Here is a 22,046-nt window from a genome sequence, read left to right as displayed (position 1 = left end):
CCACCCAAGGGACGTCCTATCGCCCGGACTTGGGGTCGAACGCGTCCCGAACGGAGTCTCCGAGGAGGTTGAAGCTCAGGACGAAGATCACCAGAGCGACGCCCGGGAAGAACATGAACGCGGGGTCCTGCTCGGCGTACTGCGCGCCGGCGGCGAAGAGACGCCCCCAGTCCGGGGTGGGCTCCACGAAGCCGACACCCGCGAAGGAGAGGAAGGCGATACTGAGGATGGTGCTGGGGAGCGTGTACGTGAACTGCACCAGGATCGGCGTCACGACGTTCGGCAGGATCTCCTTGCGGACGATCCGCCAGGGCGAGGCCCCCGAAACCCGGGCCGCCTCCACGAACTCCCGTTCCCGCAGGGACAGCACGGTGGAGCGGACCAGACGCGCCATGCCCATCCAGCCCAGCAGCCACAGCACGATCAGCATGGCCAGGGCCCGGAAGTAGGTGGGCGTCTCCTCACGCGGGTCCACGAAGAACGAGGTGACCACGGGCATGAAGGCGATGAAGAACAGCTGCTGCGGGAAGGACAGGAAGAAGTCCGTGACCCGGCCGACCCAGTAGTCGGTACGGCCGCCGAAGTAGCCGCCGACCAGGCCGATGACGACACCGGTGACCATGACGAGCACGGTGATGCCGAGCGCCATGAACAGCGAGGTCCGCATGCCGTACAGCAGCATGGCGTACAGATCACGGCCGTACTGCGGCTCGATGCCGAACCAGTGGTCGCCCGAGACGCCGCCCAAGTAGCCGAGCGGCAGCCCGAATTCGTCCAGGACCGGCTTGTCCGCGTAGGTGGGATCCTGGCCGTACAGGGTGTACGGATTGGTGCCGGAGAGCTTCGTCAGCAGCGGCGCCGCCAGGGAGATCACGAAGTACGCGAGCACGATGACCGCGCAGACTACGCCCGTGCGATCCCGCTTGAAGCGGATCCACATCAGCCGGCCGGGAGACCGGCCCGCGAGCTGGTCCGCTCCGGGCTTCGCAGGGGGCACGGGTTCGCCCTCGGCGACGACCGGGGTCCCGCCGTCCTCGATGTCGATAGGACTGGTCACTGTTCGTCCGTTTCACAGGTGTGGGTGTGAGGGGCTTCCGGGTAGCCCGAGGAACGCACGCAGACGCGGCGGGAAACCGCAGTCGGACGCGCGTAGTCGAACGGCCGCGCTACACGGCCGGACGGATCCTCAGAATCGGTCGCCGGACGAACAGTTGTCGACGCAGGAATGACCTGATGGCGCGAGTGCGACCCACCTGGTGTTCGTGACACCACGCATGGGAGTTCCTCCTCATGACTTCACGTGTTCACCAACAGGAGGCTTCCGCCCATACCCTCCGACACCCCTGACGGAGGGCCAGACGCCCCCTGATGCTCGTGAGCCGGCGCTGTCCCCACAGCGCGTGACCCATTGACCCGAGCGCTACGCGGCTAACTATCTGCCATGCGCCAGGTGCCGACCACTGTCTTTAAATCTCAATTCAGTCACAGCTGATGCCAAGTTCTTCCGAAAAATGGACAAACTGTTCGCCGCGAGAAGGCCACGAAACGGACTTGTTACATGGGTATCGGGCGAGGATCTCCGCATTTCGGACACTGACCGAAGCCGGCCTACTCTCGGCCACCAGAAAACGGGTTGCAAAAAGCCCGGGCACCCCCATGATGGGGGCACCCGGGCTTCGATGTCCTGCGATCAGCCGTGCTTGGCGCGGCTGGCGGTGCGGCCGCGCTCCTTCTGGTCGAGGACGACCTTGCGGATGCGAACGGCCTCGGGAGTCACCTCGACGCACTCGTCGTCACGGCAGAACTCCAGCGACTGCTCCAGGGAGAGCTTGCGCGGCGGGACGATCGCCTCGAACGAGTCGGCCGACGACGACCGCATGTTGGTGAGCTTCTTCTCCTTGGTGATGTTCACGTCCATGTCGTCGGCGCGAGAGTTCTCGCCGACGATCATGCCCTCGTACACCTCGGTGCCGGGGTCCGTGAACAGCACGCCGCGTTCCTGGAGGTTCGTCATCGCGAACGCGGTGACGGCGCCGGCGCGGTCGGCGACGAGCGAGCCGTTGTTACGGGTCGTCAGGACACCGAACCACGGCTCGTGGCCCTCGTGGATGGAGTGGGCGATGCCGGTGCCGCGCGTGTTGGTCAGGAACTCGGTGCGGAAGCCGATGAGACCGCGGGACGGGACGACGAACTCCAGCCGGACCCAGCCCGAGCCGTGGTTGGACATGTTGTCCATCCGGCCCTTGCGGACACCCATGAGCTGCGTGACCGCGCCCATGTGCTCCTCGGGGACGTCGATCGTCATGCGCTCGACGGGCTCGTACGTCTTGCCGTCGACCTGCTGGGTGACGACCTGCGGCTTGCCGATGGTCAGCTCGAAGCCCTCACGGCGCATCTGCTCGACCAGGATGGCGAGCGCCAGCTCACCACGGCCCTGGACCTCCCAGGCGTCCGGACGCTCGGTGTCGAGGACGCGCAGCGAGACGTTACCGATCAGCTCGCGGTCGAGGCGGTCCTTGACCTGGCGGGCGGTGACCTTGCGGTCCTTGACGGCCGACTTCGCGTCGGCGCCCTTGCCGGTGCCGCCGCGGCCGACCAGCGGCGAGGTGTTGGTACCGATGGTCATCGAGATCGCGGGCTCGTCGACCGTGATCAGCGGCAGCGGGATCGGGTTCTCGGGGTCGGCGAGGGTCTCGCCGATCATGATGTCCGGGATGCCGGCGACCGCGCAGATGTCACCCGGCCCCGCCACCTCGGCGGGCTTGCGGGTGAGCGCCTCGGTCATCAGCAGTTCGGTGATGCGGACGTTGGACATCGTGCCGTCACGCTTGATCCAGGTGACGGTCTGGCCCTTGCGCAGCTCGCCCTGCTCGACCCGGAGCAGCGCGATACGGCCGAGGAAGTTGTCGGCGTCCAGGTTGGTGACGTGCGCCTGGAGCGGGGCGGCCTCGTCGTACTCGGGGGCCGGGACGTGGGACAGGATCGTGGAGAAGAACGGCTCCAGGCTGTCGCTGTCCTGCGGGACCGTGCCGTTCTCCGGCTTGGTCAGCGAGGCCACACCGTCACGCGCACAGGCGTAGACGATGGGGAACTCGATCTGGTCCTCGTCGGCGTCGAGGTCGAGGAAGAGGTCGTAGGTCTCGTTGACGACCTCGTCGATGCGCGAGTCGGGGCGGTCCGTCTTGTTGATGCACAGGATGACGGGCAGCTTGGCCTGGAGGGCCTTGCGCAGCACGAAACGGGTCTGGGGCAGCGGGCCCTCGGACGCGTCGACGAGCAGCACGACCGCGTCCACCATCGACAGACCGCGCTCGACCTCGCCACCGAAGTCGGCGTGGCCCGGGGTGTCGATGATGTTGATGGTGACGACCTCGCCACCGTCTTTCGGGTGGTACTTCACGGCCGTGTTCTTGGCCAGGATCGTGATGCCCTTCTCACGCTCCAGATCGTTCGAGTCCATCATGCGATCGTCGAGCGACTCTGCGGCGTGCGCGGCGAAGGCGCCGGCCTGCTTCAGCATGGCGTCGACAAGGGTCGTCTTGCCGTGGTCGACGTGGGCGACGATGGCGACGTTGCGGATGTCGTGGCGCGTGGCCATTAAGGCGTACTCCTGGAGTGTGAGGAAGGCCAGCGCGTACGTCGGTGTTACGCGGACCCTGCCGGGCTGAACACGCCACGGCCTCACCCCATGGTACGGGCACCAACCAGGGTGGGCTCGCCGGGCCGCCCCACAGGGGCGTGGGCGGTGTCACCGACCCGCTGAGCCGCGCGGTCGCGACCAGCACGATCAGGCGTCCACCACCACCCGGCCACCCGTCCGGTCCGGCTATCCCCCGGCCGGGCTCGCCGACACCTTCGCCCCCTTCTTCAGGAATCCCATGTCCTGGTAGACCGGCGTCTGGAAGCCGAACGCACCGACGTTCACCAGGTCCTTGCGGGCCCCCACGATCTGGGGCCGCTGGTACAGCGGCAGCGAGCCCGCCGACGCCCAGATCCGCGAGTCGGCCTTGCGCAGCAGTCCGTCCGCCTCGTCCTCGTCCAGCGCCCCGAGCGCCTGGTCGAAGAGCTGGTCCACCTGGTCGGTGCCCACCCGCGTGTAGTTCTGCCCGACGTTCAGCGACCCGTCCGCGGCCGGTACCGGCTTCGCGTAGATCGGCCGTGCGTCGGTCGCCGGGAACGCGGACGAGGGCCACGAGTACAGGGCGAGGTCGTACTGACCGGAGGCGATGTGGTCCTTGAAGTAGCTCTCGTCGGAGACCTTGATGATCTCCGTCTGGATCCCGACCGTCGCCAGCATCTGCCGGATCCGCTCGGCGACGTCCTGGAGCGTGTCCGAGCCCGGCCCCGACGGCAGCACGAACCGCAGGCTCAGCGCCTTGCCGTCCTTGGCCAGGGGCGCGGCCGCGGCCTGCGCTCCCCTGGGTGCGGCGGTGCCCTTGGGGGCGTACGCCCCGGGCGCCCCGTGGGCGTGGTCCCTCTGGTGGTCGCGGGTGCCCTTGTCGTCCGGGGTGTCGGGGCTCTTGTCGTCCTCCCCGACGATGTACTGCCCGTCGCTCCCGCCGCCGCCCGAGTCATCACCCTTGTCGCTCTTGTCACTCTTGCCGGGTTCATCGGACTTGTCGCCCTTGCCGGTCTGCGCGCCGGCCGCCTTCTCCCCGGCCTTGATCGGCCCTCCGGCCACCCACCCCGCGTCGGCGAGCAGCGCCTGCGCCTCATGGGTGTCGAGGCCGCCGATCGTCCCGCTGCCGTCGGCGTAGGCAGCCTGCCCGGACAGGGCGAGGTGGCTGCCGACCGGCACCGCGGGCAGCCCCAGCGGGGTCAGCACCAGCTTGGCCAGGGTCTTGCGGTCGAGGGCGCGGGCGACGGCCCGGCGCACCCGCTCGTCGGCCAGCGGGCCCTCGGAGCCGTTCAGGGCGAGCTGCGTATAGGCGGGTTCCAGGGACTTGCGGACGTCGACGTCACGCAGCTCCTGCTGCTGCTCGAGCCACTTCGAGATGGTCTTGCGGAGCTTCTTGGGCCCCTTGGGCAGCCGCTCCTGGTCCATGCCGAGGGCGAGCGCCCAGGAGCGGAGCTTCTTCGCGGAGGTCTTCCCGGCACCCTGCAACGGCGTGCCGCTGCCCTTGTCCCGCCCGGCGAGGGCGATCCGCTGGGCCTCGGCGGCGTCGATGTCGGCGACGTCGACCGTCCCGGCGGCCAGCGAGGCGGCCCGCTGGTCCCGGCCCACGGCGTGCAGGTCGATCTCGTCGAGCTTGGCCGGGCGGCCCCACCAGCGGGGGTTGCGGGTGAGGACCAGGTCCTTCTTGGCGGTGTCGACCTTGTCCACCTTGAAGGGACCCGCGGTGACCGTGAGCTTCCGGCGGGCGCCGTCGTTGAAGGCGTCGGGGGTGCCCATGACCTCCTTGGGGTACAGCGGCGAGAACAGCGACTTCCAGTCGGCGTAGGGCCGCTCGAAGGTGACCCGGACCTCCAGGTCGTTGGCGCCGCGCTCGATCTTGCCGATGCGGTCGTATCCGGCGTTGCGGGCGGTCCAGTAGGCGGAGTCCTTGCCGGACAGGGCACGCCACTGGGCGGCGAAGTCGGCGGCGCCGATCTCCCGGCCGTCGCTCCAGACGGCCTGCTGGTTGAGCTTGTAGAGGACCACCTGGCGCGGCTCGGTCTCGATGACCTTCGCGGACTCCAGGTAGTCGGGGTCGCGGACCGGACGGCCGGTGGCGTCGATGGTGAACATCGACGGCAGCACGGCCTGGGCGACCCGGGTGGTGCCGGCGTCGGCGTCGGCCTGGAAGGTGTTGAGCGTCTCCGGTACGGCGTCCACGGCCCACTTCAGGGTGCCGCCCTCGGCGACCGCGTCACGGGCGACCGCCGCGGTGTCCTGTCCGGCGAGCGGCTTGCTCCCCTCGTCGTCGGAGCCGCAGCCCGCGAGGAAGGGCACCGCGAGCGCGCCCGCGGTCAGGAACGTGACGGAACGCATGACCGCACTGCGGCCAGGCCTGGGTCCGACGCCGTGGTGAGACATCTCTGCTACCTCCGGGAGGCCCGGTGACACGGGTGGGGTCTGTTCACATTTGGGGTATTTTGGAGTTGATCACATCTACGTCAGAAGTACGGTCCCCACTGAAATGGACGGGGTCCACCTGCCGGGGCCGACACGGCGGCGGGGGGCGTCAAAGGCCACCCGTGCGGCGCAACGCCCGCCCGGGGCGGCGAGCGGGGCTCCACACCCGCCCCGGCGCACACAGAGCGCGTGCGGGCGTGCGACCCAGGTGTGCAATCCGCCAATCGCTGCACACGCCTTCACACCAGCAGGTGTGACGCGCAACACTCGCAGGCGCATGAACGTCGCCGCCTTGGACACCGAAGTCCGCGGAAGTGAGGTCACGTCATGTCCGTGCACGACGACCTGACATCAGTACAGCGCTGTCTGGACGATCTGAACCGGTCCGTCGGCCGCCTGGAGCAGCAGCTCGGGCGCGGCGGGCTGGAGATGCGCCGCGTCCGTGCCGACGCCGATCACCTGCGCGAGAGCGTGGCACTGCTGCGGGAGACGGCCGGCGCCGGCGCCCCGAGCAAGCGACCCGAACTCGTCACCATCTCCGACGCCCCCTACGACATCAACCTGTGGACGGACACGGACGACGAGGGTCTCGGCGCCCGCGACCGGCACGCCCCCTGAGAGGCGTGACGGCACCGCCGACAGGCGTGCCGCCCGCAGGCCCGCCCCCGAACCGACCGGAGTCATCCATTGGCCACTGGTACGGAACCACATCAGAACAGCGGCGGTGTACGCACCCGTACGCGCGCCGCGATCTCCGCCCCGCACCTGCGGACCGACCGCTGGTGGCTGGCGCCCGCCGTCACCGCGGCCGGTCTGTTCGCGTTCGTCGTCTACTCGACCTGGCGGGCCTTCGCCAACGCGGACTACTACTCGGCGCCGTACGTCTCGCCGTTCTACTCGCCGTGTCTGGCCGAGAACTGCAGGACCATGCCCTCGGGCCCCAACGCGGACCTCTTCGGCGGCTGGTGGGCGATCTCCCCGGCGATCATCATCCTGATCTTCCCGCTGGGCTTCCGCCTGACCTGCTACTACTACCGCAAGGCGTACTACCGCAGTTTCTGGGCGTCCCCGCCCGCCTGCGCGGTGGCCGAACCGCACGCGAAGTACTCCGGTGAGACCCGCTTCCCGCTGATCCTGCAGAACCTCCACCGGTACTTCTTCTACTTCGCCCTGCTGGTCGCCTGCGTGCTGACCTACGACACGGTGCTGTCCTTCCGGGACACCCACGAGAACTGGGGCCACATGGGCCTCGGCACCCTGGTCTTCCTGGCCAACATCGTGCTGATCTGGGCGTACACCCTGTCCTGCCACTCCTGCCGGCACATCGTGGGCGGCAAGCTCAAGCACTTCTCCCAACACCCCGTGCGCTACCGGGCGTGGCAGTTCGTCGGCCGGCTCAACGCCCGGCACATGCAGCTCGCCTGGGCGTCGTTGGTGAGCGTGGCGCTCGCCGACTTCTACGTCTACCTGCTCGCGTCCGGTGTCTTCGACGACCCGCGACTCTTCTAGGACTGGGGCATGTGATGACATCGGTGGAGCGGCAGCAGTGGGACGTCGTGGTCGTCGGCGCCGGCGGCGCCGGGCTGCGCGCCGCGATCGAGGCCCGCGAGCGGGGCGCCCGTACGGCGGTGATCTGCAAGTCGCTGTTCGGCAAGGCGCACACGGTGATGGCCGAGGGCGGCATCGCCGCGGCCATGGCCAACGCCAACGAGCACGACAACTGGCAGGTCCACTTCCGGGACACCCTGCGCGGCGGCAAGTTCCTCAACCAGTGGCGGATGGCCGAGCTGCACGCCAAGGAGGCCCCGGACCGGGTCTGGGAGCTGGAGACGTGGGGCGCCCTGTTCGACCGTACGAAGGACGGGAGGATCTCCCAGCGCAACTTCGGCGGCCACGAGTACCCGCGCCTGGCGCACGTCGGGGACCGCACCGGACTCGAACTGATCCGGACCCTCCAGCAGAAGATCGTCTCGCTCCAGCAGGAGGACAGGAAGGAGACCGGCGACTACGAGTCCCGGCTCAAGGTCTTCCAGGAGTGCACGGTCACCAGGATCCTCAAGGACGGCTCACGGGTCAGCGGCGTCTTCGCGTACGAGCGGGAGTCCGGCCGGTTCTTCGTCCTCGAGGCGCCCGCCGTCGTGGTCGCGACCGGCGGCATCGGCAAGTCCTTCAAGGTGACGTCGAACTCGTGGGAGTACACCGGCGACGGGCACGCGCTCGCCCTGCTGGCGGGGGCGCCCCTGCTCAACATGGAGTTCGTGCAGTTCCATCCGACGGGCATGGTCTGGCCGCCGTCGGTGAAGGGGATCCTGGTCACGGAGTCGGTGCGCGGCGACGGTGGGGTGCTGCGCAACTCCGAGGGCAAGCGGTTCATGTTCGACTACGTCCCGGACGTCTTCAAGGAGAAGTACGCCGAGTCCGAGGAGGAGGGCGACCGCTGGTACGAGGACCCGGACCACAACCGGCGCCCGCCCGAACTGCTCCCCCGCGACGAAGTCGCCCGGGCCATCAACTCCGAGGTGAAGGCGGGCCGCGGCTCCCCGCACGGCGGGGTCTTCCTGGACGTGTCGACACGGATGCCGGCCGAGGTGATCCGGCGCCGGCTGCCCTCCATGTACCACCAGTTCAAGGAGCTGGCGGACGTCGACATCACCGCGGAGGCGATGGAGGTCGGGCCCACCTGCCACTACGTGATGGGCGGGGTCGCGGTGGACTCCGACACGGCGGCGGCCCGAGGGGTGCCGGGGCTGTTCGCGGCCGGTGAGGTGGCCGGCGGGATGCACGGCTCCAACCGGCTCGGCGGCAACTCGCTGTCCGACCTGCTGGTGTTCGGGCGCCGGGCGGGCTGGCACGCGGCCGACTACACGGCGGGCCTCGGCGCCCGGCCGGACGTGGACGACGAACAGATCGACGCGGCGGCGGCCGAGGCGCTGCGGCCCTTCTCGGCCGAGAGCCAGGAACCGGACTCCGGGCCGCCGGAGAACCCCTACACGCTCCACCAGGAGCTCCAGCAGTCCATGAACGACCTGGTCGGCATCATCCGCCGGGAGGGCGAGATGGAGCAGGCCCTGGAGCGGCTCGCCGCGCTGCGGGTCCGGGCCCGCCGGGCCGGGGTGGAGGGGCACCGCCAGTTCAACCCGGGCTGGCACCTGGCTCTGGACCTCAGGAACATGCTGCTGGTCAGCGAGTGCGTGGCCCGGGCGGCCCTGGAGCGCACCGAGTCACGCGGCGGCCACACCCGCGAGGACCATCCGACGATGGACCGCGCCTGGCGCCGGATCAACCTGCTCTGCCGGCCGGCCGACCCCACGGGCGGGCTCGCGGCCACCGACCCGGTGCGCGGCCAGATCGACCTCGTCCGCGAGACCACCGAACCCATCCGCGCCGACCTGCTCGCCCTCTTCGAGAAGGAGGAGCTGGTCAAGTACCTCGCCGAAGAGGAGCTGTACGAATGAGCGGCTACACGGCCCACTTCCGGGTGTGGCGGGGCGACGTCGAGGGCGGCGGCCTGGAGGACTTCAAGGTCGAGGTGAACGCGGGCGAGGTGGTCCTGGACATCATCCACCGCATCCAGGCCACCCAGGCCCCCGACCTGGCCGTCCGCTGGAACTGCAAGGCGGGCAAGTGCGGTTCGTGCTCGGCGGAGATCAACGGCCGGCCGCGCCTGATGTGCATGACCCGGATGTCCGTCTTCGAACCGGACGAGACCCTCACGGTCACCCCGCTGCGCGCCTTCCCGGTGATCCGCGACCTGGTCACGGACGTCGGCTTCAACTACCAGAAGGCCAGGGAGGTCCCGTCGTTCGTGCCGCCCGCCGGAGTGGGCCCCGGCGAGTACCGGATGTTCCAGGAGGACGTGGACCGGTCGCAGGAGTTCCGCAAGTGCATCGAGTGCTTCCTGTGCCAGGACACCTGCCATGTCGTCCGCGACCACGAGGAGAACAAGACGGCGTTCGCCGGGCCGCGTTTCCTGATGCGGGTCGCCGAGCTGGACATGCACCCGCTGGACGCGGCCGAGGCGTCCGGCCTGGACCGCAAGCGCACGGCCCAGGACGAACACGGTCTCGGCTACTGCAACATCACCAAGTGCTGCACGGAGGTGTGCCCCGAGGGCATCCACATCACCGACAACGCGCTGATCCCCCTGAAGGAGCGGGCCGTCGACCGCAAGTACGACCCGCTGGTCTGGCTCGGCTCGAAGATCAGGAGGCGCCCCGCAGGAGGCTGAGCACCTGCCGGAGGCTGGACTCGGCGATGTCCCGCATCGGTTCACGGTCCGGGAAGTCGCCGTCCAGCAGCCTCAGCGGCCCGGCGACCAGGTTGAGGTGCACCGCCAGCCGGTACAGCTCCATCCGGTCCTCGTCGAGGTCGGCGGTGCGCAGCACGTCGTAGGCGGGCCCGAAGCGCAGCCGCAGGAAGACGTGCTCCCACTCGGCGTCGAAGTACATCAGGCCCTCGATGTCGATGAGCGCGGGATCGCCCTCGTCGGTCACCAGGACGTGGTCCGGGCCGAGTTCGCCGTGCACGAGGGAGGCCCTCTCGCGCGGCTCGACCGCGTCGTACAGCTCCCGGACCCGCTCCGACAGCGCCTGGCTGACCTCCCGTACCCGGGGGTCCCGCTCGGCGAGCTCCACGATGTCGCGCACGGCACGGTCCGCGACGACCTGCTCGCAGGAGGTGCCGAGCGGCTTGGCGCCCTCCTCGACCAGGGCGGCCTTGCCGTATCCGGGGGCCGTGCACTCCCGGAGCACGCCGAGCGTGCCGGCCAGCCGGGCCAGCGGCACCCGGGCCGCGCCGGGGTCGCTGCGCAGCAGCATCTCCAGGCTGCCGCCACGGACGTCCTCCACGACCGCCGCGAAGACGGGCAGGTACTCGGCCTCCTCGTCGGCGAAGAGCAGACGCGGGGTGCGCACACCCAGCTCGGTCAGCCGGTCGTGGGCCGACAGGAAGAGACCCAGCCCGGAGGCGTGGGCGAAGGGGTCGCGGATGTCGGCGTCGGCCGGGCCCCAGTAGTCCTCCTCCGGGGACCAGACGTAGGCGATCGCGGTCCTGCCGTTGTCGAGGGCAAGCCGGTAGACGCCTTTCTTGGAGCCACCGCGCAGCCGGGTGACGGTGGCGGGAGCACGGCCGAGGGCCGCGCGGGCGAGCGGAGCGAGGTCGTCACGGGTGAGGTGGGCACGAGCGGTTGTCATGACGTACGAACCCAGTCCTTCCGATAAGAGGTCCAGTCATCCTCGGTGGCGGCGAAGTCGACGTACAGGGCGACGCCGAAGTTAGCGCGATCCGCGTCCGTGCGGGACAGTCCCAGCCGAACCCCTCGCACGGCCGCCGGCACGGTCTCCGCGTGCGCCCAGTGGCCGAAGCGGTTCTCGTGGTAGAAGGGCAGGCCCATCAGGAGGTCGGTGTCCGCCGGTGTGACCTCCAGCGCAAGGCTGGTCTGCTGCGCGACGTACCCGCCGTACAGGCTCTGCAGGGGCTGCATGGTGTCGTACGACATCACCGCGATCTGGTCCACCCGGCGGGCGACTTGCCCGAAATACTCCTGTGACCACCATTTGGGATGGCCGGTGACGGTACCCCAGAAGGAGTGAAAGGCGGGGAGCGGATCGATCTGGTGTGCGGCGACGGACAGCAGCGGGGTCACCGGCCGCAACGCGTCCAGGAGGGCCAGGTAGTCGCGGTCGCCGGAGCGCAGGGGCTCCAGGTCGAAGTGGACCCCGTCGAAGCCGGCGGCGATCACCTGGCGGGTGGAGGCGACGACGGCGGCACGCGTCCGCGCGTTCTCCAGATGCATGGCGTACGGCTTCTCGGGCGCGACCTCGTCCCCGAGCCAGGCCTGGACGCGGACGCCGGGAAGTTTTCGATGCACGGCCGTTATCAGCCAACGGGCCTTGGGGTAGTCCGTTCTGGGCAGCGTGCCGTTGTGTTCCAGCGGCCCGGCATGGACGTAGAGGTCGCGTATGCCGGTGTCCGCGAGCCGGGCGGCGAGGGCGGTGACGTCGGCGTCGGTCTTACGGCCGTCGACCCAGGCGTGCCCGAGCCAGATGGCGTCCCTGCCCCGGGTGCGGGTGCCGGGCCCCGGGTCGCCGGTGAAGTTGATGCGGAGGGCGGTCTCGGCGATGAGGAGCGGGAGGACCAGGAGCAGGACGGCGGCGAGCCCGACCCGCCTGGCCCAGCGGATCCGGGCGGCTCTCCTGCGGACCCCCGGCGCCTCCGGCGCGCCCGCGCCCTCGGCCTCGCCCGTCCCCGCCGGTTCGGATTCCGCTGCCATCGCCCGTACCCCTCTTCTCGTCGACGCCCGCCCGTCCCCACCCCGGTCGCGAAGCCGACTTGCTGCCCATACGCTCCGAAATGTGACGTCATCCTTGATCCGGGGCCGTCCGAGGCACGCCACCGCCCGCATAGGTGTGCGGGTGGGGCATGCCGTGCTGGGCGGCGTGACCGGAGCGGCCTGGCTGGTGTTGCCGGTGATGACGACCACCGCTCAAGATCCGGTTCCCGCGGCGGCACGCGAACCGGTCGCCACGGCGCGGGCTGACGGGGCGTCCACCGCCGATTACGTCATGCCGCTGGTCGCGGTGGCGGCCGCCGGCGCGCTGGGCGGCTACGGGTACGTACGGCGGGTGCGGCGGGCCCGCTCGCGCACCACCCCGGGGATCGTCTCCACCGCCCCGCCGGTGCCGTCGCCGGTGGACGTCGAGCGTCAGGCGCGGGCCGCCCTGGTCCTGGCCGACGACTGCGTCCGCACCAGCCGCCAGGCGCTCGGGTACGTCGACGGCGGCGATCCGGCCGCGGAGGCCCTGCGGACGGCCGAGACCGAGCTGTCGGCCGCGTTCGCGATATGGCGGCGGTACGAGGAGGGGATACCCGGGGACGACAGGGGCCGGCGGCAGGCGTTGGTCGGAGTGGTCGGACGGTGTGCGGAGGCGGGGCGGCGACTGGACGCGGCGGCGGCGGGATTCGACGCCGAGTGGGATGCGGGGGACGCACTGGCGGTGGCCGAGGGACGGTTCCGGGAACTGGCCGCGCGCACGGGCAAGGTGGCGGGTGCGCTGACGGAGGCCGGCGAGCACTACGGGAGCGGGGCCGTCGCCGCCGTGCTGGGGTACGTCGAACAGGCCAAGGACCGGCTGGTGTTCGCGACCGGACGGCTCAACCAGGCCCGCCGGGACGCCGACTCGGGCGACGGCGACGGGATGCGCCGTGGGGTGTGCGCCGCCGAGGGGGCGGTGGCCCAGGCCGGGGTGCTGCTGGGCGGGGTGGCCGGGCTCGCGGCGGAACTGCGGACGGCGGCGGGCCTGGTGCCGGCCGCGCTCACCGGGGCGGAGAAGGAACTGGCAGGCGTCCGGGAAGCCGCCTCGCCGTCCCGTCTGGCCCACGCCGACACCGTGCTGGCCGCGGTGCGTGAGGAGCTGACCGGGGGCCCGTACGACTCGCTGGACGCGCTGCGCCGGGTCGTACGGGCGGTGGAGGGAGCCGGGGGCGGCCGCTCCGGGGTGATCTCCGCCGGAGCGGAGCTGGTGGCGCGGAGCGCGCTGGGGGCGGCGGACGACTTCGTGGAGGTGCACCGGCGGGCGGTGGGGGCGGAGGCGCGGGCGCTGCTGGCGGAGGCGCGGCGGGCGGCTGCCGCGGACGCGGACCGGCTGGCGCGGCGGGCCCGGGAGCTGGCGGGGCGGGACGTACGCGCCCATGGCAACCCGTACGCGGGAGAGGCGGCCCATGAGAGCGGCCTCGCGGGTGCGGTGCTGGGGGGCGTGCTGCTGGGCGAGGAGGCGGACGGGGGGCCGGTGGTGACGTTCGGCGGCCCGCAGACGCGAGCACGACTGCGCTGACCGGCTGCAGCGACTGCGGCCGGTGGGGGTCGTTCGCGCGGTTCCCCGCGCCCCTGAAGGGCGCGGGGAACCGCGCGAGGATCGACGGCGCCGCACCCGTGCACCGGTCCGCGCCACCTCTGTCAGAACAGGCTGAGCAATGCCTCCGCCGGGTCGGTGAGGCCTGTTTCGCCGTCCGGGAGGGGCAGTTCGAACCACACGGTCTTGCCGCGCGGCGTCCGCCGTGAGCCCCACGCCGCGGAGAGCAGTCCGACCAGCTGAAGCCCCCGCCCGCCCTCGTCGGTGTCGCGGGCGCGCCGCCGCCGCGGCTGGACCAGGCCGGAGTCCCACACCTCGCACACCAGCGTCCGGTCCAGCAGCAGCCGTAGCCGTATCTCCCCCTCGCCGTACCGCAGCGCGTTGGTGACCAGCTCGCTGACCAGCAGCTCCGCCGTGTCGACCAGCGGCTCCAGGTCCCAGCTGAGCAGCTGGCCGCGCGCGTACTCACGGGCCCGGCCCACACTGCGCGGCTCGCGCGGCAGCGTCCAGTCGCCGACCGACTCGGCCGGCAGCCCTTGTACACGTGCCATCAGCAACGCGATGTCGTCCTCGCCGTGGTGCGTGTCGAGGGTGTTCAGGACGTGGTCGCAGACGTCCTCGAGGGGCTGGGAGGGGTCGGTGAGGGCTCCGACGAACGCCTGGAGGCCCTCGTCCAGGGGATGGTCGCGGGACTCGACGAGACCGTCCGTGTAGAGCGCGAGCAGCGCGCCTTCGGGGAGTTCGACCTCGACCTCCTCGAAGGGCTCGCCGCCGACGCCCAGCGGCATGCCGGGCGGCACGTCGAGCATCAGCGCGTCCTCGCCCGGTTCCACCAGCACTGGCGGCAGATGGCCGGCGTTGGCGAACGTACACCGCCTGGTGACGGAGTCGTAGACGGCGTACACGCAGGTCGCCAGGTAGACCTCGGAGAGGTCGGCGTCGCGGGGCTGGCGGGCCGTCCGGGTGGCCTGCTGGACCCCGCCGGGGGTGCCGAGGCCGCGGGCGATCTCGTCCAGCGCCGAGAGGACCTCGGCGGGTTCGAGGTCGAGCAGGGCCAGGGTGCGGACCGCCGTGCGCAGTTCGCCCATCGCGACGGCCGCGCGCAGTCCTCGGCCCATCACGTCACCGACCACCAGCGCCGTGCGGTGGCCGGGGAGTTCGATGACGTCGAACCAGTCGCCGCCGACCTCGGTCGCCGCGTTGCCCGGCAGGTAGCGGCACGCGATGTCCAGTCCGGAGGCCTCCGGGTCGCCGGGCGGGAGCAGGGACCGCTGCAGTATCAACGCGCGTTCGTGCTCACGGCGGTACAGGCGCGCGTTGTCGATGCAGACGGCGGCACGGGCGGCCAGCTCGACGGCCAGGTCGCGGTCGCGGTCGCCGAACGGCTCACTGCCCTTGGTGCGGGCGAACTGGGCGAGGCCGACGACCGTGTCGTGGGCGACCATCGGGACGGCGAGGGTGGACTGGACGAGGCCGCCCTCCTCGGCCGGCACATGCTGCGGGCGGGCGGTGCGCAGGGCGTCCGCGCAGGGCGAGTTGAACGGGTAGTGGTGGACCGCGCCGACGGCGACCGGGGCACCGCCGCCCACGAAGGGCGCGTCGGAGACCGCGCTGGCGAACGCGACCCGGCGCAGCTCCGCGCTGCCGTCGGAGAGCCCCGGCGGCCGCTCGTCGCCCGCCAACAGGCCCTGGTAGAGGTCGACGGTGGCGAGGTCGCAGAAGCCGGGCACGACCACGTCGAGGAGTTCACGGGCGGTGGTCTCCAGGTCGAGGGAGTTGCCGATCCGGGCGCCGGCCTCGTTGAGGAGGGCGAGATTCCGCCGGGCCGCGGCGGCCTCGCGGGCGGCGGCGCGGCGGGCGGTGATGTCCAGTCCGAGCCAGGCGATACCGATGGGGCGGCCGGTGCCGCTGTGCACCCGGTAGAGGTTGATGGACCAGTGCCGGCGCTCCTCGGAGCCCGGCACGAACCCCGTGACGTGCATGTCCGTGATGGAGTTGCCGGTCTCCAGGACCCGCCGCAGGGTGGCCGCGACCCGCTCGGCCTCCGAGCGCGGCAGATAGTCGTGGACGCCCTTGCCGCGGTGGTCGTCGGGGCTGCCGCCGAAGACGGAGGAGAACCGTACGTTGGCGCGGCGGATCCGCAGGTCGGGGTCGATCAGCAGGAAACCGAAAGGAGATTGACCGAATATCGACTGCGAGGCGGCCAGGTCGGTCTCGATGCTGCGTAGGGTGCGGACGTCGACCACGATGCACACGGCCGCGTTCTCGCCCTCAGCGGTGCGGGTGGGCATGACGTAGACCTCGGCGAGGCCCTCCTCGCCGCGCTCGCCGTCCGCCGTGTCGGGCATCCGGAAGGGGACCACGCCGGTCCACTCCCGCCCGTCCAGGATCTCGGCCATCTTCCGCTGGCCGTGCTCGCGCAGGTCCGCGTCGACGAACGCCTCGATGGGATCCATGCCGACGGCCCGCTCCGCCGGGATGCCGAAGATCTGCTCGGCGCGCAGGCTCCACTGGTCGACCAGGCCGCCGGCGCCGATGGAGAACGAGGCGACCTTGATGTAGTCGTAGATCGAGCCGGGTGGGCTGCTCTGCCACATGGCGTCGCCGGGGGCCGCGGCTGTCTCCGCGGTCCCCGCCCTCACGCCGTCCGACGGGTCCTCGGACTCCGTGGCCTTAGCTGGTATCTCGCTCACGCGAACCGTCCCCTCCAGCTCACCGCACCCGGCACCGGTCACCGGGGGCGGCTGCCCGCAGTATCCAGCACTACGGCGCCGCCTGACACGGTGTTCACGATCACAGCACGGTCCCGACTGTTTCCGGACCGGGCCGTGACAACACTTCCAGTCTTCTAACCAGGGAACACGCCCTCGAACCACCCACTCCGGTGCCCATTCCCCGGCCACTCCCGGGAGTGGACGGCGTAGCACTGCGTGTACACCCCGTTCACCCCGCCAGGTCGGGCACCGCGAGCTCGAACCAGACCGTCTTGCCGGTGTCGCCGGGCCGGGTCCCCCACCTCCACGAGGAACCGGCGACCAGCTGGAGGCCGCGGCCGCTCTCGTCGTCGGGGCTGGCGGCGCGTTCGCGGGGCGGGTCCGGGAGCGGGTCGGAGACCTCCACCCGGAGGGTACGGCCGAGGTCGGCGGGGCGTACCAGGCGGACACCGATGGGGCCGGTGGCGTGCCGGAGCGAGTTGGTCACCAACTCGCTGACCAGCAGTGCGGTGATGTCGGCGAGGGTGCCGAGGCCCCAGCCGGTCAGTTGGTCACGGACCGCGGTCCGGGCGGTGCGCACGGCGCCCGGTTCCGCGGGAAAGGTCCACTCGACGGTGTCACCTTCGGTGTCGATCACACCGATCACTTCCCAGTCGCTTCCCCGGTTACGAGCCCGGCTCTGTCCGGTTTCATGGGGTTAATGGGCACATACCCGATTACTGGGGGGCAGTACCGCACGGGAGGGCGCACTGTGGGACGAACGGCTTACGCCGGGGTGGCCGAGCGCCGCCCGGGCGCAGGGGGTGCGGGTGCCGGGCGGCTGCGACCGCGCCGTCGCCGGTCGCGCCCGCGCGGCGGCAGGCCGTACGTCCCGTACGGCCCCGCGCCCCTATGCCTCGGGGCTTCGCCCCGTACTCAACCGGTCGGCCACCTCGCGCACCGCCGGGACGTCCTGGTCCAGCCAGTCCACGGACCAGAGTTCGTCCGGGGCCAGCCAGCGCAGCTCGTCGTGGTCCTGGAGGGGCGCGGGGGCGGCGGAGGCGGGGCGCAGGCGGGCGGTCCACACCTGGAGGGCGTACGGCTCCCGCAGCGGCCACTCGCCGGGCACCCGCGCCAGCACCTGCGCCCGCACGCCCAACTCCTCGTGCAGTTCGCGCGCCAGGGCCTGTTCGGGGGTCTCGCCGGGCTCGACCTTGCCACCGGGCAGTTCCCAGCGGCCGGCCAGCTCCGGGGGTGCGCTGCGGCGGGCCGCGAGGAGGCGGCCGGCGTCGAGCAGGGCGGCCCCGACCACCACGATCCGTTCGCTCATGGCCGGAGCCTACGGGAGGCGGTGCGGGGTCAGTTGCGCGTGCCGTCCCCGCTGCCGTTGCCGAAGCCGATGCGCTCGACCCAGTAGAGCTGCTTGTGTCCGCGGTCGTCGAGACTGTCGGCGATCTTCTGCGCCTCGGCCCGGGTCGCGTACCGGCCGACGCGGTAGCGATTGCCGTTGTCGTCCTGCCGTATGACGAGCCAGGGGAGAGAGACCGTGCCTTCCGTCATCGCACCCCTCCGTCTCTCCCGGCTCCCGCCCATCCCCACCCCGCTAAGGAAACCGCACTCCGCATATGCCCGAGCGTACGCCTAACCTTTACGCAGCGAATACGGCTTTTCACAAAGAGGTACGCAACCAGCCAGAACGGTGGGGGCGCACGATGACGAATGCGCCGTGCGCACAGCGGGCACCTCCCGTCGGAGGCATGCCGCGGACAGCCCGGACCACCTGGGAGAACGGCCGGATCGCAACGGCCGGTCCGAGATCCCGACAGAGACGGTGAAGGCGTCAACTATCGCAAGGGTGTGCGCTACTTCACGGGCAGGTGGTACGCGGCACGGTACCGGTCGGCCGGGATGACGACGTCAGCCGTCTCCACCGGGCGGCCGGAGGCGTAGTACGTCCGCTGGATCACCAGGACCACGTGGCCGGGGACACCGCCCAGGGTGAGCAGCTCCTCGGCGAGGCCGGGGCGGGCACCGACCTCCTCGGTGACGTTGTCCACGATGACGTCGATGGCCCGCATCCGCTCGACGACGCCCATGCCTCCCAGGGGCCCCTCCTCGGGCAGCATCACGGGGGTGCGGCCGGTGACCGCGAGGGGCTCCCAGGAGGTGGAGAGCATCATCGGCTCGCCCGCGTCCCGGAACAGGTACCGGGTGCGCATCACCCGGTCCCCGGCCTGGATGCCGAGCCGGTCGGCGATCACGGCGCCGGCCACGGCCTGCTCACTGCTGGACTCCCAGGTGCCGCGCGCGGCCGCCTCGGACTGCTCCTGCCGGAACGGGGTGGCGCCGCCGACCGGCCGGAACCCGGAGCGGGCCACCCGGCGGGGCACCGGCCGCTCCCGCACGTAGGTCCCGGAGCCGGAGCGGCCCTCGACCAGCCCCTCGGCCATCAGCACCTTGCGGGCCTCCAGGGCGACGGTGTCGGAGACGCCGTACTCCTCGCGGATGCGGGCCTGGGAGGGGAGCCGGGTGTGCGGTGGCAGCGAACCGTCGACGATCTTCTTACGGAGATCACCCGCGACACGCAGATACGCCGGCTGCTCACCGAAAGTCACTGGCCGCTCCCATCAGGTTGTACAGACAGCAACAGCCTGGCAACCGTGGGTTCCGCCACGCAAGCAAAGGCCAGAGAATCACTCGATGTGATGACATACGGCCGGGGAACGCTTTACGCAGGCACTTTCTCCCCGCTATGGCCGCGCTCACACCTGCATGCCGGAGCCACTTCCTCCGCTGCCGGACTCGCCGCCTCCGTCGCCGTACGCGGGCGGGGTGGCGAAGAGGCCCAGAGCATCGCGTACGGTCACCGCGCGGTGCGGGTCGATCAGCTTGTACCCCTTGTCATAGTGCGCGTAGAAGGTGTCGACGTCCGCCGCCTTCGCCGCCTTGGCCCACTCGACGCGCGCCTTGTCGAGGTCGGCGGCGAGGGCGCGGACCGGCCGGCCGGTGGCGGCGGTCCACTCGTACGAGCGCAGCATCGCCGACTGCTTGCCGAGCGCCGTGGCCACCCGGCCCGCCCACGCCTTGTTCCCCGGCAGGTCGTCCTCGACGTACTCGGCGTCCGGCGCGGAGTCCAGGGCGGCGTTCAGGACGTGCGCGGCCTTGAGGTAGGCGACCTGTTCGGGACTGTAGGAGCCGGCGTCGTCGTGGTAGGAACTGGTGAGCTTCTCCCCCTCCGTGGCACTGCCGAAGGCGCAGACGACGCTGCGGTCCCCCGCGGCCCAACTGTCCTCGCTGGGCGTGAAGTAGTACACGGCGACGTCGTCGGGGACCAGCCAGAGGTCGAAGGCGTAGGTGTCCTCCAGGGCGTAGCAGCGGCGGTCCGCCGTCTCGCCGGACGCGTCGTCACCCGGGTAGTCGGCGCCCTTGAGGTCGTAGGTGGCGAAGACCTCGCCGTCGTGGGCGTCGTCGCAGCCGACGTGCGTGACGTCGGTGACGAGGTCGCCGTTCAGGGAGCCGTCGGGGGTGTCGAAGCAGTCGCCGGTGGACAGCGAGAGGCTGGAGCTCTCGCTCGCGCCCTCCTTGACGCCCTCCCAGAAGTCGCCGGCGCCGCCGGTGGCCAGCACCAGCACCCACACGGCCAGCCCGATTCCGGAGAACACCGAGCCGACGACCGCCATCGCCCTGCCGCGCTCACCGCGCCTGCGGATCTGGCTCAGCGCGACCAGTCCGAGCACCAGCCCCACCCCCGGCAGACAGCACAGCAGTCCGAGCACGAGGGAGGCGATGGCGAGGCCGTTGACCGGCGCGGGCACGACGTAGGGGCTGTAGCCCTGACCCCAGGGCTGGTACGGCGAGGGGTACGGCGGCTGCTGTCCGTACGGACCCTGCGGGTACTGCGGGTACTGCGGCGGGCCCGTCCGGGGCGGCTGGTAGGGCCCTTGTGGCTGCTGGGGGCCGGGAGGCGGAGGTATGGACACCGGTACCGTGCTCCTGAGGGGGCGTCTGGCCGCGTGAAACGCACGGCTGAACTGATGTACGACTGCGCGCATCGTAAGCGCGCCGTCAACGGGGGCGGAATGAGGGCCGTGCGCGCCACCGTCCGGGGTCGGCGCCCGCTTCGACCGGCCGAGTACTCCTGGGGGGACGACGAATGAACGAGACCGTCAGCGCTGTCAACGCGCTCACCGCGGCATGGGCGCAGCGGACCAGACAGGGCACGGTCTTCTCGGCCGCCGGTGTCTGGCCGCTGCTGGCCTTCCTGGCCGAAGGCGCCGCGGGCCCCGCCCGGGACGAACTGACCCGTGCCGTGGGGCTGCAAGCCGACCAGGCGGCGGCCGGTGCGCGGGAGTTACTCGGCGGGCTCGCCTCGATGCACGGTGTCGGGGCGGCCCTCGGACTGTGGACCGACCGTGCGCTGGAACTGGACGGGCGGTGGGCGGCGGGGCTGCCCGCCGACGCGCACGGGGTGCTGGCCGCCGACCCCGCGGCCTCCCAGGAGGCGCTGGACGCATGGGCGGCCGAGCGCACCGAGGGGCTGGTCGAGCGGATGCCGGTCAGGCTGGCCGAGAGCGCCCGGATGGTGCTCGCGACCGCGCTGGCCCTGCACACGGAGTGGCGGCAGCCGTTCCTGGAGACCGTGCTGCGGCCCGGCTCGGGCCCCTGGCGGGACCGCACTCTGGCGGGCCTGCGGCGCAGCAGCGTACGGCCGGACCGGATCGGGGTGGCCGCGGGCCCGGACGGCCGCGTCACGACGCTGAAGGTGCCGGGCGGCAACGCCCTGGACGTGCATCTGCTGCTCGGCGAGGAGGGGATGGCGCCCGGCCAGGTGCTGCACACCGGCATAGGCGTCCTGGAACGCACCCTGCCGGTGACGACCGGCGGCCGGCTCCCCTACGGTCCGGCGGGACCCGGGGTGGCCGTGGAGCGGCTGCCGTCGGCCACCCCCGACCCGGTACGGCTGGATGTGACGACCGTCGGCTTCCAGGTGCGCGCGGACCACGATCTCCTGCAACTGCACGGCCTGTTCGGGCTCTCCACGGCCGCCGACGCCCGCGAGGGGCACTTCCCCGGGATCAGCGCCGCGCCGCTGGCCATCGGGGCGGCCGGGCAGTCCGCCGTCGCCGAGTTCGGGCCGCTGGGGTTCCGGGCCGCGGCGGTGACGGCCGTCCTCGCGGCGCCGGGCGGCGGCCCGCCGCGGCACCGGCACGAGTCGACGGTCGTGCGGGCCACCTTCGACCGCCCGTTCGGCTTCCTGGCCGTGCACCGCGACAGCCGCCTGATCCTGGCGGCGGGCTGGGTGACGGACCCGACGGCGGCGGGCTGAGCGCCGGCTCCGCAACCGTGGCGGGTCCTCGCGGGTGCCGCCCCGGGCGGGCGCGGCCGGGTCCTGCGGTGGCCCGGGGCGCCGGGCCGCGCCCACGACGGTGTCGTCCGCGGCGGGTGCGG

At 71.5% G+C, this 22,046-nt stretch carries 17 protein-coding genes; 6 read left to right on the top strand and 11 right to left on the bottom strand.

Features of this window, described 5'->3' with window-relative positions; all coding sequences use genetic code 11:
• Positions 1-16: 16 nt before the first annotated feature.
• From ACZ4O3_RS04225 to ACZ4O3_RS04215, 3 genes are all read right to left on the bottom strand, one after another.
• Entirely contained in the window at positions 17-1,057 is a 1,041-nt protein-coding gene (locus tag ACZ4O3_RS04225; RefSeq protein WP_467721108.1) for an ABC transporter permease, read from the bottom strand.
• A gap of 633 nt (positions 1,058-1,690) precedes the next feature.
• Entirely contained in the window at positions 1,691-3,598 is a 1,908-nt protein-coding gene (typA, locus tag ACZ4O3_RS04220; RefSeq protein WP_362713014.1) for a translational GTPase TypA, read from the bottom strand.
• 228 nt (positions 3,599-3,826) lie between these two features.
• Positions 3,827-6,016 (bottom strand): ABC transporter family substrate-binding protein, encoded by a 2,190-nt coding sequence (locus tag ACZ4O3_RS04215; protein WP_467721106.1) that lies wholly within the window; start codon positions 6,014-6,016, stop codon positions 3,827-3,829.
• Between the two features lie 366 nt (positions 6,017-6,382).
• Here ACZ4O3_RS04215 and ACZ4O3_RS04210 point away from each other — a divergent pair, with 366 nt between their 5' ends.
• From ACZ4O3_RS04210 to ACZ4O3_RS04195, 4 genes are all read left to right on the top strand, one after another.
• Complete coding sequence (locus tag ACZ4O3_RS04210) at positions 6,383-6,673, top strand: hypothetical protein (protein ID WP_362713010.1); 291 nt, start codon at positions 6,383-6,385, stop codon at positions 6,671-6,673.
• Positions 6,674-6,742: 69 nt separating this feature from the next.
• On the top strand, positions 6,743-7,564 hold the full coding sequence (locus ACZ4O3_RS04205) for a hypothetical protein (protein ID WP_362713008.1): 822 nt from the start codon (positions 6,743-6,745) through the stop codon (positions 7,562-7,564).
• 14 nt (positions 7,565-7,578) lie between these two features.
• Complete coding sequence (locus ACZ4O3_RS04200) at positions 7,579-9,510, top strand: fumarate reductase/succinate dehydrogenase flavoprotein subunit (RefSeq protein WP_362713007.1); 1,932 nt, start codon at positions 7,579-7,581, stop codon at positions 9,508-9,510.
• Positions 9,507-10,283, top strand: coding sequence for a succinate dehydrogenase/fumarate reductase iron-sulfur subunit (locus ACZ4O3_RS04195; RefSeq protein WP_467721104.1), 777 nt, complete (start codon positions 9,507-9,509; stop codon positions 10,281-10,283). Before ACZ4O3_RS04200 ends, ACZ4O3_RS04195 begins: the two co-directional genes overlap by 4 nt.
• Here the strand turns inward: ACZ4O3_RS04195 and ACZ4O3_RS04190 are convergent.
• Both ACZ4O3_RS04190 and ACZ4O3_RS04185 read right to left on the bottom strand, forming a co-directional pair.
• On the bottom strand, positions 10,258-11,247 hold the full coding sequence (locus tag ACZ4O3_RS04190; RefSeq protein WP_362713003.1) for a phosphotransferase family protein: 990 nt from the start codon (positions 11,245-11,247) through the stop codon (positions 10,258-10,260). The two genes, ACZ4O3_RS04195 and ACZ4O3_RS04190, sit on opposite strands and share 26 nt — an antisense overlap.
• Positions 11,244-12,326 carry a glycoside hydrolase family 18 protein gene (locus tag ACZ4O3_RS04185; RefSeq protein ID WP_362713001.1) on the bottom strand — a complete coding sequence of 361 codons (1,083 nt, stop codon included), beginning with the start codon at positions 12,324-12,326 and terminating at the stop codon, positions 11,244-11,246. Before ACZ4O3_RS04185 ends, ACZ4O3_RS04190 begins: the two co-directional genes overlap by 4 nt.
• A gap of 82 nt (positions 12,327-12,408) precedes the next feature.
• On the opposite strand from ACZ4O3_RS04185, the gene ACZ4O3_RS04180 reads away from it, so the two are divergent.
• A complete protein-coding gene (locus tag ACZ4O3_RS04180) occupies positions 12,409-13,887 on the top strand; it encodes a hypothetical protein (protein WP_467721102.1) in 1,479 nt (492 codons plus the stop codon).
• Between the two features lie 122 nt (positions 13,888-14,009).
• Here ACZ4O3_RS04180 and ACZ4O3_RS04175 read toward each other — a convergent pair whose 3' ends face one another.
• From ACZ4O3_RS04175 to ACZ4O3_RS04150, 6 genes are all read right to left on the bottom strand, one after another.
• Positions 14,010-16,598: a SpoIIE family protein phosphatase gene (locus ACZ4O3_RS04175; RefSeq protein ID WP_362729375.1), complete on the bottom strand. Its 2,589-nt coding sequence runs from the start codon at positions 16,596-16,598 to the stop codon at positions 14,010-14,012.
• A 250-nt stretch (positions 16,599-16,848) separates the two neighbouring features.
• Complete coding sequence (locus ACZ4O3_RS04170) at positions 16,849-17,265, bottom strand: ATP-binding protein (protein WP_362729373.1); 417 nt, start codon at positions 17,263-17,265, stop codon at positions 16,849-16,851.
• Between the two features lie 243 nt (positions 17,266-17,508).
• On the bottom strand, positions 17,509-17,928 hold the full coding sequence (locus ACZ4O3_RS04165) for a (deoxy)nucleoside triphosphate pyrophosphohydrolase (protein WP_384991133.1): 420 nt from the start codon (positions 17,926-17,928) through the stop codon (positions 17,509-17,511).
• 29 nt (positions 17,929-17,957) lie between these two features.
• Positions 17,958-18,158, bottom strand: a complete 201-nt coding sequence (locus ACZ4O3_RS04160) for an SPOR domain-containing protein (RefSeq protein ID WP_362732701.1) — start codon at positions 18,156-18,158, stop codon at positions 17,958-17,960.
• 302 nt (positions 18,159-18,460) lie between these two features.
• On the bottom strand, positions 18,461-19,213 hold the full coding sequence (locus ACZ4O3_RS04155) for a GntR family transcriptional regulator (RefSeq protein ID WP_384991131.1): 753 nt from the start codon (positions 19,211-19,213) through the stop codon (positions 18,461-18,463).
• Between the two features lie 147 nt (positions 19,214-19,360).
• The gene (locus tag ACZ4O3_RS04150; RefSeq protein ID WP_467721101.1) at positions 19,361-20,578 is read right to left on the bottom strand and encodes a DUF4190 domain-containing protein; all 1,218 of its coding nucleotides are present in this window, start codon (positions 20,576-20,578) and stop codon (positions 19,361-19,363) included.
• A gap of 173 nt (positions 20,579-20,751) precedes the next feature.
• Between ACZ4O3_RS04150 and ACZ4O3_RS04145 the strand changes: the two genes are divergently transcribed.
• The gene (locus ACZ4O3_RS04145) at positions 20,752-21,924 is read left to right on the top strand and encodes a serpin family protein (RefSeq protein WP_467721100.1); all 1,173 of its coding nucleotides are present in this window, start codon (positions 20,752-20,754) and stop codon (positions 21,922-21,924) included.
• The last annotated feature ends 122 nt before the right edge of the window (positions 21,925-22,046 follow it).

The organism is Streptomyces sp. NPDC026515, from assembly GCF_055567595.1.
Note: the sequence above shows the minus strand (reverse complement) of the source record. Positions and strands in the feature narration are given on the sequence as shown.